We start from the raw sequence: 13,864 nt of genomic DNA, 5'->3' as shown, positions 1-13,864 counted from the left end.
ATGGGACTGGTCCTCCTGGCCCAAGCTGCGGCTGTGGCCAGCGCCGAAGCTGTGTCTGCCGCGGCTCCCGAGGCGCCCCGCATCGTGGTCCTGATGCAGGTCGAGGGCGCCATCGGGCCCGCTTCCGCAGACTATGTGCGCCGTGGCCTCGCGCTGGCTGCCAAGGAACAGGCGCAGCTCGCTGTGCTGCAGCTCGACACGCCGGGCGGGCTCGACGCCTCGATGCGCAACATCATCAAGGACATCCTCGCTTCGCCCGTGCCGGTGGCGACCTTCGTGGCGCCCAGCGGCGCCCGCGCCGCGAGTGCCGGCACCTACATCCTCTACGCGAGCCACATCGCAGCCATGGCACCGGCCTCCAACCTCGGCGCGGCGACGCCGGTGGCCATCGGCATGCCGACGCCGGGCCGGCCGGAGCCGAAGCCGCCGTCCTCTTCCGAGAAGGGTGCCGAGCCCGCTCCCGATGCGATGAGCGCCAAGCGGCTGGCCGATGCCTCGGCCTACATCCGCAGCCTGGCGCAGCTGCGCGGGCGCAATGCCGACTGGGCCGAGCAGGCGGTGCGCGAGTCGGTGAGCCTGTCGGCGCAAGAGGCGCTGGAGAAAAAGGTCATCACCCTGGTCGCGCGCGACGTGGCCGACCTGCTGATGCAGGTGCATGGGCGCGAAGTGAGCCTGGCGCATGGCACCGTGCGGCTGGCCACCCAGCGCGCGCAGCTGCTCGCCTTCGACGCCGATTGGCGCAGCCGGCTGCTGTCGGTGATCACCGAGCCCAGCCTGGCGCTGATCCTGCTGATGATCGGCATCTACGGCCTCCTGTTCGAGTTCTCCAACCCCGGCTTCGTGCTGCCCGGCGTGGTGGGCGCCATCTGCCTGACGCTGGCGCTGTTCGGCCTGCAGATGCTGCCGGTCAACTACGCGGGACTGGCGCTGATCCTGCTGGGGGTGGCCTTCCTCATCGCCGAGGCCTTTCTGCCGAGCTTCGGCGTGCTGGGGCTGGGCGGCATCGCGGCCTTCGCGATCGGCGCCGTGCTCCTGATCGACAGCGACGCGCCGGGCTTCGGCGTGCCGCTGTGGGTGGTGGCGGTGATCAGCGCGGTCTCGGCCCTGTTCATCCTCGCGGTCGCCGGCATGGCCGCGAAGGCGCGCCGGCGGCCGGTGAAGAGCGGCATCTCGGCCCTCGTGGGCACCACCGGCGAACTGGTCGAGTTCTCGGACGGCGAGGGCTGGGCGCAGATCCAGGGCGACTACTGGCGCGTGACCGGCGCGGGTGACCTGCATACCGGCGGACGAGTCCGGGTCAGTGGCGTGCAAGGCGTCGTGCTGCAGGTGGCCCCGGACGGCCAATGACCATGTTCTTCAATTTCAGCGTCGCGCTCATCGCTCTGCTCCTGGTGCTGGCGGTGATGCTCGCCGCGGCGTCGCTGCGCATCCTGCGCGAGTACGAGCGAGGCGTGGTGTTCCAGCTCGGCCGCTTCTGGAAGGTCAAGGGACCGGGCCTGGTGATCCTGATCCCCGGCATCCAGCAGATGGTGCGCGTGGGGCTGCGCGTGATGGTGCTCGACATCCCGAGCCAGGACGTGATCACGCGCGACAACGTGTCGGTGAAGGTGAACGCGGTGCTCTACTTCCGCGTGATCGATGCGGAGAAAGCGATCATCCAGGTCGAGAAGTACCTCGAGGCCACCAGCCAGCTGGCGCAGACCACGCTGCGTGCCGTGCTCGGCAAGCACGAGCTCGACGACTTGCTGTCCGAGCGCGAGCGCCTCAATCTCGACATCCAGAAGATCCTCGAGGCGCAGACCGACATCTGGGGCATCAAGGTGACCAACGTCGAGATCAAGCACGTCGACCTCAACGAGAACATGGTGCGCGCCATCGCGCGGCAGGCCGAGGCCGAGCGCGAACGGCGCGCCAAGGTGATCCATGCAGAGGGCGAACTGCAGGCCTCGGTCAAGCTGGCCGAAGCGGCCGAGATTCTGGGGCGCCAGCCGCAGGCGCTGCAGTTGCGCTATCTGGAAACCCTGACCGTGATCGCCGCCGACAAGAATTCGACCATCGTGTTTCCCTTGCCGCTGGAGGTCATCGGACCCTTGCTGCAATGGATCAAGAAGAAGGCCGACGCGCCGTAGCGCCGGCGCCCGGGCGACCTACAGCGTCTTGGTCAGCGTGACGATCAGCGGTTGCGCGTAAAGACTTGCGCGCCCTTGCGACGCCGCTCGCGCGTGGCAAGATGCCTCGTCTTCCCTATTGCCCCGGCGCCCCGCATGCTCATCAACTGCGTTGTCTACGAAGACGGCACCAAGCTGGCCGACATTCCCGTTTCCGAAATCAGCGAGTACGCGTCGCTGCCGCGTTGCTTCGTCTGGGTGGCGCTGCGCGACGCCACGCCCGAAGAGCTGGCCGAAGTGCAGGCCGAGTTCGGTCTTCATCCGCTGTCCGTGGAAGATGCCCACAACGGCCACCAGCGGCCGAAGGTGGAGGAGTACGCCGATTCGCTCTTCGTCGTCATGCACCTGCTCGAAGCGGGTGCCGGCGAGCCCGCCACGCTCACGGTCGGCGAGCTCGATGTCTTCGTCGGGCGCAACTACGTGGTGTCGGTGCGCAACCGCAGCGATCACGGCTTCACCGAAGTGCGCGAGCGCTGCGAGCGCGAGCCCGAGCTGCTCAAGAACGGTCCGGGCTTCGTGCTCTACGCGCTGATGGATGCCGTGGTCGACCGCTACTTTCCGATCATCGATGCGTTCGAGGACGAACTCGACACCATCGAGCAGCGCATCTTCACCAAGGGCGCCGCGCGCGACAGCATCAAGCGCCTGTACGAACTGAAGCAGCGGCTGACGCTGCTCAAGCACGCGGTCGCGCCGCTGCTTGAAGGCACCGGCAAGCTGCACGGCGGCCGCGTGCCGCAGATCTGCGTTAGCACGCAGGAGTACTTCCGCGACGTGGTCGACCACCTGAGCCGCATCAACAACACCATCGACTCGATCCGCGACACCATCGGCATCGCGATCCACGTCAACCTCTCGATGGTCACCATCGAGGACGGCGAAGTGACCAAGCGCCTCGCGGCCTGGGCCGCCATCTTCGCCGTGTGCACCGCCTTCGCCGGCCTCTGGGGCATGAACTTCGAGCACATGCCCGAGCTGAAATGGCGCTACGGCTATGCGGCCGCGCTGGCGCTCATCGCGAGCCTTTGCGCCTACGTGTACTACCGCTTCCGGCGTGCGGGCTGGGTGTGAGCATGCTTCTGATCCGCCATGTGCGCCCCATGGGCGCCGCCCCTGCCGACGTGCTGGTGCAGGACGGCCGCATCGCGGCCCTCGGCCCGGCCTTGCACGCCGCAGCCGGCTGCGCGGTGGAGGAGGGCGGCGGCGCGCTCCTGCTGCCCGGCCTGGTCGAAGGCCACACGCACCTGGACAAGACGCTGTGGGGCATGGACTGGTACCGCAACGAGGTCGGCACCCGGCTCATCGACAGGATCGACAACGAGCGCGCCTTTCGCCAGGCCAGCGGCCATGACGCGGCCGCGCAGTCGCTGGCATTGGCCCGGGCCTTCCTGGCGCGCGGCACGACGCGGCTGCGCACCCACGTGGACATCGACACTCAGGCAGGGCTGCGCCATCTCGAAGGCGTGCTGCAGACGCGCGACACGATGCAGGCGCTGCAGCAGATCCAGATCGTCGCCTTCCCGCAATCGGGCCTCCTGGGCCGGCCCGGCACGGCCGAGCTGCTGGACCAGGCCATCGCCCGCGGCGCCGACGTGCTTGGCGGCCTGGACCCGTGCGCGATCGACGGCGATCCGGTGCGCTCGCTCGACGCGCTCTTCGCCATCGCCGAGCGCCGCGGCTGCCCGCTCGACATCCATCTGCACGAGCCCGGCGCCATGGGCGCCTTTTCGCTCGACCTGATCCTCGCGCGCACGGCAGCGCTCGGCATGCAAGGCAAGGTCGCGATCAGCCACGGCTTCTGCCTGGGCGACCTGCCCGAGCGCGAATGCGAGGCGCTGCTGGCGCGCATGGCCGCGCTCGGCGTGGTGCTGGTCACCAGTGCGCCGCCTTCGCGCAGCGTGCCGCCGCTCATGGCCTGCCGCCGCGCCGGCGTCACCGTGCTCGGCGGCAACGACGGCATCCGCGACACCTGGACGCCCTACGGCAGCCCCGACATGCTGGAGCGCGCGATGCTGATCGGCCTGCGCTACAACCTGCGGCGCGACGACGAGATCGAGGTCGCGCTCGACTGCGTCACCCATGCGGGCGCGCGCGGCTTGCGCTTCGAAGCCTATGGCCTGGCGCCGGACTGCCGGGCCGACCTGGTGCTGGTCGATGCGCAGACCGTCGCCGAGGCGGTGGTGGCGCGGCCGGCGCGGCGGCTCGTGGTGGCGGGCGGCCGCATCGTGGCGCGCGATGGGGCGCTGCTGTCGGATGCGGTTCCCGTGTGAAGGAGCAGACGACGATGTACCAGGAAGAATTCATGCGGCGCGCCATCGCGCTCTCGGCGCAGGCGCTGCACACACCGGGCACCGAACCCTTCGGCGCCGTCGTCGTGCAGGACGCCCGCGTGGTGGGTGAGGGCTTCAACCACTCGGTGGCCCATTTCGACCCGACCTCGCACGGCGAGGTGGAGGCCATCCGCGATGCCTGCCGCAATCTGCAGCGCGTGGACCTGAGCGGCTGCGAGCTCTACACCTCGTGCGAGCCCTGCGCCCTGTGTGTGGCCGCCATGCGCATCGCGGGCATCGCCAGGCTCTACTACGCGGCCTCCCTTGCGCAGTCGGGCCAGGCCTTCGCCGGGCTGCCGACAGAGGCGCGCCACCCGATCGACATCGAAGACCTGCGTGCCGAGGCCGGTGCGCCGATCGAGCGGCGGACGCTGCCCGCGGAGCAGAAGATGGATCGCGAAGCGGTGCAGATCCTGGCGACCTGGGCCGCGTCGAAAAAGGCTTGAGCACCGGTGGGCGTGCGGGCCCGACGAAGCATTTGGTTGTCTTGCGCCGGAAGACGGTGTCGCGTAACGTCGTGTTACTTATTTTTGCAACATCCGCCGCTTCATGATCTCCAAACGCCGCTTGCTCCAAAGCCTCGCCGCCTCGGCCTGTGCCCCGGCCGCGTGGGCCCAACAGGCAACGTCTTCCACCGCGCCGCGCGCCGCGCGCCCCGCCGGTTCCGCCGCCCCCGGCGCCTGGCCGACCCAGCCGGTGCGCATCCTGGTCGGCTTCCCGGCCGGCGCCTCGCCCGACCTCGCGGCGCGTGCCATCGCCGAGCCGCTCTCCAGGCTGCTGGGCCAACCGGTGACGGTGGAGAACAAGCCCGGCGCCAGCGGCAACCTCGCGGCCGACCTGGTGGCCAAGGCGCAGGACGATCACACCATCGGCGCACTGATCAACGGCAACCTGACGATCGCCAAGCTGCTGAATCCCGCCACGCCCTTCGACCCCGAGAAAGACTTCGCGCCCGTGGGCCTGATCGGCACCGCGCCGCTGGTGCTCGCGGTCTCGGGCGACGCCGTGGGCAAGAACGCCACCGAGCTGTTGCTGTGGGCGCGCAACCTCGGCGACAAGGGCAAGTACGGCACGCCCGGCGTCGGGACCGTGGGCCACCTGGGCATGGAACTGCTGAAGACCCGCACCAGCATCTCGCCGCAGCACGCGCCCTTCAACGGCAATCCGCAGGTCATCGCCGCCATGCTGGCGGGACAGATCCAGATGGCGCTGCTGCCGCCGGGCCTCGCGAAGCCTCATGTGGCCTCGGGCAAGTTCAAGGCCCTCGGCGTCACTTCTCCCCTGCGCAGCCCGCTGTTCAGCGAGCTGCCCACGCTGCGCGAAGCCGACGTGCGCGGCGCCGACCTCGAGATCTGGACCGCGCTCGCGGCCCCGGCCAGCCTGCCCAAGCCGGCGGTGGCCAGGCTCAACGCGGCGCTGGGCGAGGTGCTTCGCTCCGCCGAGGTGCAGCAGCAACTGCTGAAGGCGGGCTGGCAAGCGCAGGCCGGCACGCCACAAGCGCTGGCCTACCGGATGCGCTCCGACACCTCGCAGTTGGGCGGCGTGATCCTGATGCGGGGCATCCGTTCGGAGACTTGAACTCCCCCCAGGCTTCGCGCACTTCGTGTCGCTACGCCAACACCCTCCCCGGAGGCAACACCGACGGCCCGGCAAAGCCGGTTCCGTGGTGTTTCTGGAACGGGCTTCGATTAAGAGCCGCTGCACTGCCCCTCAGACACTGGCGGCCTCCTCTTGTGCGGCTTACGCAGACGGCGCTCGGGCACTGACCATCCAGCAGGCGGCGGCGAAGCGAACCTCGGTTCCGTGCACATAGGGATCGAAGGCGGCGCGGACGGTGTCGATGACTTGCGCGCGCGTCCGCTCGTCCACCTCCTGAAGGATCAGGCCGACGGGACCGAGCCGGGTGAAGTAGCCGACCAACTCCTTCTCGGGCAGGGTGCAGTCGACATCGATCGGCCGGATGTCGATCCCGGCCCAGCCGCTCTCTTGCAGGATGGCAGCGACCCGATGCCGGTCTGCGAAGGAGAACTGTCCCGGCGCGCCCGGCTGGCGGGCGGGCATGTTCGGCAGCAGCGGTGCCGCCGCGCGCTCGGCCGTCGTCATGAACGGGTTCTCCGCGGCACTCCGCCAGACGATGAAGCGGAGCCTGGCGTCGTCCCGTGCGGCGCGCCGCAGGTTCGCGAAGGCCAGGACCGGGTGGTCGAAGAACATGACGCCGAAGCGCGACATGATCAGGTCGAAGCTTGCGGGCTCGAAGGCGTGGATTTGCGCGTCGGCACGGATGAAGCTTGTCGGCGTGTCTTCCCGTTCGGCGCGTGCCCGGGCGGCGGCGATCAGCGGATCCGAAATGTCGACGCCGATGCAGTGGCCCGTCGCGCCGAGCAGCCGCGCAACGGCGAGCGTCGTGCTGCCGGTACCGCAGCCGACGTCGAGCACCTGCTGCCCGGGGCCGGCGCGGACCGCTTCGACGAGCAGGTCTTCGAAGGGCTCGAGCACCTGGTCGATCACCTCCTGTGCCTCGACCCAGGCACGCCCTGCGCGGCCGTTCCAAAGCGCCGTCTGCTCGTTGTTGTCGGTCTGGAGTGTGGCATCCATGGTCGTTTTCCTTTGCTTGCCCTCGAGAGGCGGAAGCTAGACTGTGCAACTTCAAGTCGACTTGAGGTCAAGAGAATGATGCACCTGGACATCGCCGAGGTGGCGCAGCGATCCGGCGTTCCCGCGTCGACGCTGCGCTTCTATGACGAAAAGGGGCTGATCGCCTCCACCGGCAGGCGCGGCCTGCGCCGCCTGTTCGATCCCGGCGTGCTGGAGCGGCTGGCGCTGATCGCGCTGGGGCGCGCGGCCGGCTTCTCGCTCGATGAGATCGCGCTCCTGTTCACGCGCGAGGCGCAGCCGCGCATCGACCGCCAGATGCTCGCGGCCAAGGCGCAGGAGCTGGACAAGACGATCCGCAAACTGAGCGCCATGCGCGACGGCCTGCTGCACGCCGCTGCCTGCCCCGCACCGAGCCACATGGAATGCCCCACCTTCCGTCGCATCCTGCAGGCCGCCGCGACCGGCGCTGTCGGAGCGCGAAAGAAGAGGGCTCCGCAGCCACCGGCACGCATCGCCTGATTCTGCGCAGCGCCGCGCGCCCATAAGCCGCGCTTATGTAAAAGCAACGCAAAACGGCGTTCCCTTCAGTACTGTGCGTGTCGATACTTGCCGCCAGCCACGCTGCGGCATCCCTCACAACACGTACCTGGAGACATCGCCATGCATCTTTCTTCCCGACTCGTCCTGCTCGCCGGCCTGGCAGCCGCGCTGGCCTGCGGGACTGTGTCCGCCCAGACCTGGCCCGCCAAGCCGATCCGACTGGTCGTGCCCTTCGCGGCCGGCGGCGCCAACGACCTGATGGCGCGCGCTGCGGCCGAAGGCGCATCGAAGGCGCTGGGCCAGCCCATCGTGGTCGACAACAAGCCCGGCGCCGGCGCCACGCTGGGCGCGGACATCGTCGCCAAGAGCGCGCCCGACGGCTACACCTTCCTGGTGAGCGCGGCCGGCGTGATCTCCAACAGCATGATCAAGAAGCACCTGCCCTACAAGGACAGCGACCTGGTGCCGGTCGGCATGATCGGCCTCGCGCCCTCGGTGATCCTGGTGCCGGCCGACGCGCCCTACAAGGACCTGAAGGAATTCATCGCGGCCTCCAAGACGGGCGCCGGCTTCCACTGGGCGACCGCCGGCACCGGCAGCACGCCGCATTTCGTCGAGGGCATGCTGGAGACGAAGTACGGCGCCAAGCTCGACGTGGTGCCCTACAAGAGCGGCTCGGAGTCGATCACCGCGGTGCTCGGCAAGCAGGTCGAGGCGACGTCGGAGGCCAGCATCGTCGCGCTGCCCTACCTCAGGAGCGGCAAGCTGAAGGCGCTGGCCAACACCTGGACCACGCGCATCTCGGCCTATCCGGAGCTCTCCACGGCCTCGGAGCAAGGCTTCCCGGACGTGCGCATCGCCCACTGGGCCGGCGTGCATGCGCCGCACGGCACGCCCGAGGCGGTGCTCGACAAGATGAGCGCCGCCATCGACGCGGCCATGAAGACCCCGGCCATCGCCGACAAGCTCAAGGGGATGGGGATCGAGCCGGTCGGCGGCACGCGCGCCTCCTTCGTGCAGTTCGTCGATGCCGAGCGCGCGCGCCTGGGCGCGGTGGTCAAGGCCACGGGCATGAAGGACGAATGACGATGACGAAGGCCATCCATCCCGGCACGCTGTTGCGGCAAAAGGTCGAAGCCAAGCGCGGCCTGCTGGTGCCGGGCGCGGCCAACGCGCTGGCCGCGCGCGTCATCGAGGAGCTCGGTTTCGAGGCCGTCTACCTGAGCGGCGCCGGGCTCACCAACACCTTCTACGGCATCCCCGACCTGGGCTTCGTCCACCTGGGCGATCTCGCGCAGCACACGGCCGCGCTGCGCGATGCGGTGAAGCTGCCCATCATCGTCGACGCCGACACCGGCTTCGGCAATGCGCTCAACGTGCAGCACACGGTGCGCACGCTGGAGCGCGCCGGCGCCAACGCGATCCAGCTGGAAGATCAGGTGAGCCCCAAGAAGTGCGGGCATTTCGAGGGCAAGGCGGTGATCGCGCAGGGCGAGATGCTCGGCAAGGTGAAGGCGGCGGTCGATGCCCGGGTGCATGCCGACTTCCTGGTGATCGCGCGCACCGACGCGGCCGCGGTCGAAGGCATCGACGCTGCGATCGCGCGCGCCGCGGCCTATGCCGAGGCCGGGGCCGACATCACCTTCGTGGAGGCGCCCGAGTCGCTGGAAGCGCTGCGCCGCATTCCGCGCGAGCTGGCCTGCCCGCAGGTGGTCAACGTGGTGATCGGCGGCAAGACGCCGACGCTGGACGCGGCCGAGTTCGGCGCCATGGGCTTCGGCCTGGTGCTCTATGCCAACGCGGCGCTGCAGGGCGCGGTGCGCGGCATGACGCTGGCGCTGCAAGGCCTGCGCGAGCGCGGCCGGTTGGACGAGGCGAGCGGCCTGGTCGCGACTTTCGCCGAGCGTCAGGCGCTGGTGCGCAAGAAGGAATTCGATGAGCTCGATGCGCGCTATGCCTGAGGCGATCGCCGCGATCGACAGCCACGCCCACGTGTTCCGGCGCGGCCTGCGGCTGGCGCCGGTGCATCGCCACGCGCCCGACTACGACGCGCTCTTGCCCGACTACCTCGCGCTGCTCGACGCGCATGCGGTCTCGCATGCGGTGCTGGTGCAGCCGAGCTTCCTGGGCACCGACAACAGCTTCCTGCTCGATGCGCTGCGCGCCTGTCCAGAGCGGCTGCGCGGCGTCGTGATCGTCGAGCCGAGCATCGGCGAGAACGAATTGGCGGCGCTGGACCGGCAAGGCGTCTGCGGCATCCGGCTCAACCTCGTCGGGCTGCCCATTCCCGACTTCGCGCTTGCCGAATGGCAGCGCCTGTTCGAGCGTGTGCGTGTGCTCGACTGGCATGTGGAGCTGCATCGCGAATCGCGCGACCTGCCGCTGGCCGGGCAGTCCATCCTCGATGCCGGCTGCAAGCTGGTGGTGGACCACTTCGGCCGGCCCGGCCCGGCGCCCGGCGACGACGAAGGCTTCGCCTGGCTGCTGCGCAGCGCTTCGACCGGGCGCGTGTGGGTCAAGCTCTCCGCGGCCTACCGCAACTGGCCCGACCAGCGCGGCAGCGCGGCCCGCGCCGCTGCACAGGCCCTGCTGCAGGCGCTGGGTGCCGGCCGCCTGCTGTGGGGCAGCGACTGGCCGCACACGCAACACCAGGATCTGGCCGATTACGGATCCACCCAGGCGGCGCTGGCCGACTGGGTGCCGGATGCCGAGGCGCGCCGGCGCATCCTGGTCGACACACCGGCCGCGCTGTTCCGTTTCGCCTGAGTCATCAACAGAAAAGGGGTGCCGGCATCGGCGCCCGAAGGAGACACCGATGTTCCATCCCTCGCGCCTCGTGCGCGCCATCTTCCGTGCCGCGGGCGGCGCGACCTTGCTGCTCGCAGCCCTCGGCGCACAGGCGCAAGCCTGGCCGGCCAAGCCGGTGCGCCTGGTCGTGACCTATCCGCCGGGCGGCACGGTCGATGCGGTGGCGCGCATCATCGGGCCCAAGCTCTCGGCCCGGCTCGGCCAGCCGGTGGTGATCGACAACCGCGGCGGCGCCGGCGGCGCGATCGGCGGCGACATCGTCGCCAAGAGCCCGGCCGACGGCTATACCTTGATGCTCGATGCCTCCAACCATGCGCAGAACCCGGCGCTGCGCAGCAAGATGCCCTTCGACACGCTGCGCGACTTCGCGCCGGTCTCGCTCTTGGTCAAGGTGCCCAACATCCTCGTGGTGCATCCCGGTGCGCCGATCGCGAGCATCAAGGACCTGATCGCCCAAGCCAAGGCGCGGCCGGGGGAGATCAACTACGCCTCCTCGGGCAACGGCTCCTCGCCGCACCTGGCGGCCGAGCTCTTCGATTCGATGGCCAAGACGCGCATGACGCACGTGGCCTACAAGGGCGGCGGCCCGGCGCTCACCGACGTCATGGCGGGCCAGGTGCCGGTGTTCTTCGCCAGCCTGGGTTCGGGCATGCCCTACATCCAGAGCGGCAAGCTGCGGCCGCTCGCAATCGGCGGCAAGACGCGCTCGCCGGTGCTGCCCGAGGTGCCGACCCTCGCGGAGTCGGGCCTGCCGGGCTACGAGATGTACGAGTGGAATGCGGTCTTCGTGCCGGCGGGCACGCCGGCTGCGGTGATCGCGCGGCTCTCGAAGGAGATCGCCGCCACCGTCAAGGACCCGGAGGTGCGCCAGCGGCTGGAGGCCATGGGCGCCGAGGTGATCGGCTCCGATCCGTCAGAGCTCGATGCGTTCCGCCGCGCCGAGCTCGCGAAGTGGAGCCGGCTCGCCAAGGAGAACAAGCTTCAGCTCGATTGAGGTACGGGGCCCAGCAATTCGGCGAACGCATCGGCAAAGGTGGGTCGCGAGCGCGCCAGCCACATCGCCGACAGCTCGAAGGCGGGCAGGTCCGCGCCGTCGCGCACCTCGGCATAGCGCACGCCTTCATGGCGCAGCGCATGCACCGAGCGCGGCAGCAGCGACCAGCCGAGGCCTGCGGCCACGCAGGCCAGCACGGTCAGCGTGCGGTTGGCGTCCTGCACCACCTGCACCTGATGGCCGGCGCGGCGGATCGCGCCCAGCAGCTGGCTGCGCAAGGCCGGAATCTGCTGCTCGGGAAACCAGACCAGCCCATGCTGCGCGATCTCGGCCAGGGACACGCAACCGTCGGCTGCCACCTCGTAGCCGGCGGGCAGTGCGGCCACCATCGGCTCCTCGCCCAGGCGCAGCTCGTTCACCTTGGCATTGAAGGACACGGGCGGATGCAGCAGCGCGATGTCGATGCGGCCGCCCGCCAGCGCGTCGACCTGCTCGGCATTGCTCATCTCGCGCAGCACCACGTCGAGCTGCGGATGGGCGGCGCGCAGCAGGCGCAGCGCGCGCGGCAACACCTCGTAGATGGCATGGGTCACGAAGCCGATGGTGAGCCGGCCTGCGCGGCCCGCCGCCATGGCCCGTGCGCGCTCGGCCGCCGCGTCGGCGTGGGCCAGGCTGGCGCGAACGTCCTCCACGATCGCGAGGCCGGCCTCGGTCAGCGTGGCGCCGCGCCGCGTGCGCGTGAAGAGCGGCGTGCCGATCTCGCGCTCGAGCCGGTTCAGCGTCTGCGTGAGCGCCGGCTGCGCGAGGCCCAATTGCTCGGCCGCGCGCGTGAGGCTGCCGGCCTCGCTGACCGCGAGGATGCAGCGCATCTGGCGGGTGTCCATCAGCTTCGCTTGTCCGGCGCGTACCAGCGGGTCGCGATCAGTTCCGGCTCATCGTGTGCCAGCAGGCGCGCCCAGTGGCGGTCGGCGTCCTCGACGAACAGGTCGCGCGCGATCGCGTGGGCCAGGCGCGTGGCACCGATCGCGAGGCCGGGGATGTCACCCGCCAGCGCGCCGTGGCTCATGGTGGCGCCCCAGTTGAACAGGCGCATGCGCGAGAGCGCCTCGGCCTCGGTGCTGCCGGCGACGCCCGTGCGGCCGCGCAGTTCGAAGCCCGCACCCAGGTAGGGGAAGCGCGCCGGCTCGGGATAGCGCTGCGCCTCCTCGGGCAGCACGTGCTGGGCCCAGGTGTCGACCAGCGGCGTGTAGCGCGCGATCTCGGGGCGGTCGAGCAGGTCGACGTCGAAGCCGGTGCCGAAGATCACGGCGTCGAAGCGTTCGCTGCCGCCGTTCGGCGTGCTGACCTCCACGCCTTGCGCATCGGGCGCCACGTCCAGCCAGGGCGTGCCGAGCAGCAGCGTGAAGGCCGCATGCGCATCGCAGCGGCGCACGGTTTCCCAGGGCGGCGGCACCTGCTCGTCGAAGATGTAGGTGTAGACGCGCCACTTGCGCGCATCGTCCAGACCTTCGAAGCCGCGCAGGAAGCCGTGGCTTGATGCGGCCTTGCTCTTGTTGACCTGCGGCAATTGCGGCCGGCGCGCGAACAGCACGACCTCCGCGGCACCGGCCTCCAGCGCGCAGGCCGCGTTGTCGAAGGCCGAGGCGCCGGCGCCCAGCACGCCGATGCGCTTGCCGGCGAGCGAGGCGAAGTCGATCGCGTCGGCCGAATGGAACACCCGGCCGGCCGCGTGCGGGTCGTCGCGCCGCAAGGACGGAAAAGACGGCCAGCGCGGCGCGCCGCTGCCGTCGCGGCCCAGCGCCAGCACCAGCTGCCGCGTGCGCACGGTTTCGCGCCGGCCCTGCGGGTCCGTGAGTTCGACCGCGAGCAGCCGCCCATCGTCGCTGTGCGACACGGAGCGCAGCGCGACGCCGTTGTCCACCGGCAGGCCGACGGTGTCGCGCACCCACAGCAGGTAGTCGCGCCAGTCGATGCGGCCTATCTTGTGCAGCGCAGCCCAGCCTTCGATGCCGTGCTGCGCCTCGTACCAGGCGCGGAAAGACAGCGATGGCACGCCGAGCTCGGGGCCGCCGACCTGCTTGGGGCTGCGCAGCGTGAGCATGCGCGCATAGGTGCCCCATGGGCCTTCGTCGCCGCGCGCGGCGCGGTCGATCACGCGGATGTGGGTCACGCCTTCCTTGCGCAATGCGAAGGCGGCGGTCTGGCCGCACATGCCGGCGCCGGCCACCAGCACGTCGAGCACTGGCGTGTCGGCATCGGCCGATTCGGCCGGCAGCACCCAGGCGGGCGGCGGCAGGTTGATGCGCTCGAGATCGGCGCGCACTTGCTCAGCCAGCTTTTCGAGCGCCGCCGCATCGCGCGGGCTCGCGGTGAATTGCACAGGCACCGGCGGCAGGGCGTCGGAAGAGAGGTCGTCAGGCATCGCCTGA

14 protein-coding genes are annotated in these 13,864 nt (G+C 70.1%); 11 read left to right on the top strand and 3 right to left on the bottom strand.

The genetic code is table 11. The annotated features are described in order from the left end of the window. The 6 genes from ACSQ86_RS24875 (at position 1) to ACSQ86_RS24850 (ending at position 6,076) form a co-directional block, all read left to right on the top strand. On the top strand, positions 1–1,347 hold the full coding sequence (locus tag ACSQ86_RS24875; RefSeq protein WP_436293649.1) for an NfeD family protein: 1,347 nt from the start codon (positions 1–3) through the stop codon (positions 1,345–1,347). Positions 1,348–1,349: 2 nt separating this feature from the next. Then, positions 1,350–2,129, top strand: coding sequence for a slipin family protein (locus tag ACSQ86_RS24870; protein WP_093104171.1), 780 nt, complete (start codon positions 1,350–1,352; stop codon positions 2,127–2,129). Positions 2,130–2,264: 135 nt separating this feature from the next. Continuing rightward, on the top strand, positions 2,265–3,239 hold the full coding sequence (locus ACSQ86_RS24865) for a magnesium and cobalt transport protein CorA (protein ID WP_436309751.1): 975 nt from the start codon (positions 2,265–2,267) through the stop codon (positions 3,237–3,239). Then, a complete protein-coding gene (locus ACSQ86_RS24860) occupies positions 3,236–4,438 on the top strand; it encodes an amidohydrolase family protein (RefSeq protein ID WP_436309750.1) in 1,203 nt (400 codons plus the stop codon). Before ACSQ86_RS24865 ends, ACSQ86_RS24860 begins: the two co-directional genes overlap by 4 nt. Before the next feature lie 14 nt (positions 4,439–4,452). Then, positions 4,453–4,944 (top strand): nucleoside deaminase, encoded by a 492-nt coding sequence (locus ACSQ86_RS24855; RefSeq protein WP_436309749.1) that lies wholly within the window; start codon positions 4,453–4,455, stop codon positions 4,942–4,944. A gap of 103 nt (positions 4,945–5,047) precedes the next feature. Further along, positions 5,048–6,076 carry a Bug family tripartite tricarboxylate transporter substrate binding protein gene (locus tag ACSQ86_RS24850; RefSeq protein ID WP_436309748.1) on the top strand — a complete coding sequence of 343 codons (1,029 nt, stop codon included), beginning with the start codon at positions 5,048–5,050 and terminating at the stop codon, positions 6,074–6,076. A 162-nt stretch (positions 6,077–6,238) separates the two neighbouring features. Here ACSQ86_RS24850 and ACSQ86_RS24845 read toward each other — a convergent pair whose 3' ends face one another. Then, positions 6,239–7,093 (bottom strand): class I SAM-dependent methyltransferase, encoded by an 855-nt coding sequence (locus tag ACSQ86_RS24845; protein WP_436309747.1) that lies wholly within the window; start codon positions 7,091–7,093, stop codon positions 6,239–6,241. A gap of 75 nt (positions 7,094–7,168) precedes the next feature. Here ACSQ86_RS24845 and ACSQ86_RS24840 point away from each other — a divergent pair, with 75 nt between their 5' ends. From ACSQ86_RS24840 to ACSQ86_RS24820, 5 genes are all read left to right on the top strand, one after another. Beyond that, positions 7,169–7,612 carry a helix-turn-helix domain-containing protein gene (locus ACSQ86_RS24840; RefSeq protein WP_093103981.1) on the top strand — a complete coding sequence of 148 codons (444 nt, stop codon included), beginning with the start codon at positions 7,169–7,171 and terminating at the stop codon, positions 7,610–7,612. 141 nt (positions 7,613–7,753) lie between these two features. Beyond that, positions 7,754–8,719 (top strand): tripartite tricarboxylate transporter substrate binding protein, encoded by a 966-nt coding sequence (locus tag ACSQ86_RS24835; RefSeq protein WP_436309746.1) that lies wholly within the window; start codon positions 7,754–7,756, stop codon positions 8,717–8,719. Between the two features lie 2 nt (positions 8,720–8,721). Continuing rightward, positions 8,722–9,594: an isocitrate lyase/PEP mutase family protein gene (locus ACSQ86_RS24830; RefSeq protein WP_093104172.1), complete on the top strand. Its 873-nt coding sequence runs from the start codon at positions 8,722–8,724 to the stop codon at positions 9,592–9,594. Beyond that, complete coding sequence (locus ACSQ86_RS24825) at positions 9,569–10,399, top strand: amidohydrolase family protein (protein WP_436309745.1); 831 nt, start codon at positions 9,569–9,571, stop codon at positions 10,397–10,399. The genes ACSQ86_RS24830 and ACSQ86_RS24825 overlap by 26 nt, the downstream gene beginning before the upstream one ends. A gap of 49 nt (positions 10,400–10,448) precedes the next feature. Then, on the top strand, positions 10,449–11,435 hold the full coding sequence (locus tag ACSQ86_RS24820) for a tripartite tricarboxylate transporter substrate binding protein (protein ID WP_436309744.1): 987 nt from the start codon (positions 10,449–10,451) through the stop codon (positions 11,433–11,435). On the opposite strand, the gene ACSQ86_RS24815 is transcribed toward ACSQ86_RS24820, so the two are convergent. Continuing rightward, complete coding sequence (locus tag ACSQ86_RS24815; RefSeq protein ID WP_436305464.1) at positions 11,423–12,319, bottom strand: LysR family transcriptional regulator; 897 nt, start codon at positions 12,317–12,319, stop codon at positions 11,423–11,425. The two genes, ACSQ86_RS24820 and ACSQ86_RS24815, sit on opposite strands and share 13 nt — an antisense overlap. Beyond that, positions 12,319–13,857: a SidA/IucD/PvdA family monooxygenase gene (locus tag ACSQ86_RS24810; protein ID WP_436309743.1), complete on the bottom strand. Its 1,539-nt coding sequence runs from the start codon at positions 13,855–13,857 to the stop codon at positions 12,319–12,321. The genes ACSQ86_RS24815 and ACSQ86_RS24810 overlap by 1 nt, the downstream gene beginning before the upstream one ends. Between the last annotated feature and the right edge of the window lie 7 nt (positions 13,858–13,864).

Source organism: Variovorax sp. LjRoot130, from assembly GCF_964253755.1.
Classification (GTDB): Bacteria; Pseudomonadota; Gammaproteobacteria; order Burkholderiales; family Burkholderiaceae_C; genus Variovorax.
This window is presented reverse-complemented; position numbering and strand designations above follow the sequence as displayed.

Excerpts from the sequence above, each read along its gene's own strand:
- ACSQ86_RS24845 (WP_436309747.1), bottom strand. The coding sequence starts at position 7,093 with ATGGATGCCACACTCCAGACCGACAACAACGAGCAGACGGCGCTTTGG.
- ACSQ86_RS24830 (WP_093104172.1), top strand. The coding sequence starts at position 8,722 with ATGACGAAGGCCATCCATCCCGGCACGCTGTTGCGGCAAAAGGTCGAA.
- ACSQ86_RS24815 (WP_436305464.1), bottom strand. The coding sequence starts at position 12,319 with ATGGACACCCGCCAGATGCGCTGCATCCTCGCGGTCAGCGAGGCCGGC.
- ACSQ86_RS24835 (WP_436309746.1), top strand. The coding sequence starts at position 7,754 with ATGCATCTTTCTTCCCGACTCGTCCTGCTCGCCGGCCTGGCAGCCGCG.
- ACSQ86_RS24840 (WP_093103981.1), top strand. The coding sequence starts at position 7,169 with ATGATGCACCTGGACATCGCCGAGGTGGCGCAGCGATCCGGCGTTCCC.
- ACSQ86_RS24810 (WP_436309743.1), bottom strand. The coding sequence starts at position 13,857 with ATGCCTGACGACCTCTCTTCCGACGCCCTGCCGCCGGTGCCTGTGCAA.
- ACSQ86_RS24855 (WP_436309749.1), top strand. The coding sequence starts at position 4,453 with ATGTACCAGGAAGAATTCATGCGGCGCGCCATCGCGCTCTCGGCGCAG.
- ACSQ86_RS24825 (WP_436309745.1), top strand. The coding sequence starts at position 9,569 with ATGAGCTCGATGCGCGCTATGCCTGAGGCGATCGCCGCGATCGACAGC.
- ACSQ86_RS24875 (WP_436293649.1), top strand. The coding sequence starts at position 1 with ATGGGACTGGTCCTCCTGGCCCAAGCTGCGGCTGTGGCCAGCGCCGAA.
- ACSQ86_RS24865 (WP_436309751.1), top strand. The coding sequence starts at position 2,265 with ATGCTCATCAACTGCGTTGTCTACGAAGACGGCACCAAGCTGGCCGAC.
- ACSQ86_RS24850 (WP_436309748.1), top strand. The coding sequence starts at position 5,048 with ATGATCTCCAAACGCCGCTTGCTCCAAAGCCTCGCCGCCTCGGCCTGT.
- ACSQ86_RS24870 (WP_093104171.1), top strand. The coding sequence starts at position 1,350 with ATGTTCTTCAATTTCAGCGTCGCGCTCATCGCTCTGCTCCTGGTGCTG.
- ACSQ86_RS24820 (WP_436309744.1), top strand. The coding sequence starts at position 10,449 with ATGTTCCATCCCTCGCGCCTCGTGCGCGCCATCTTCCGTGCCGCGGGC.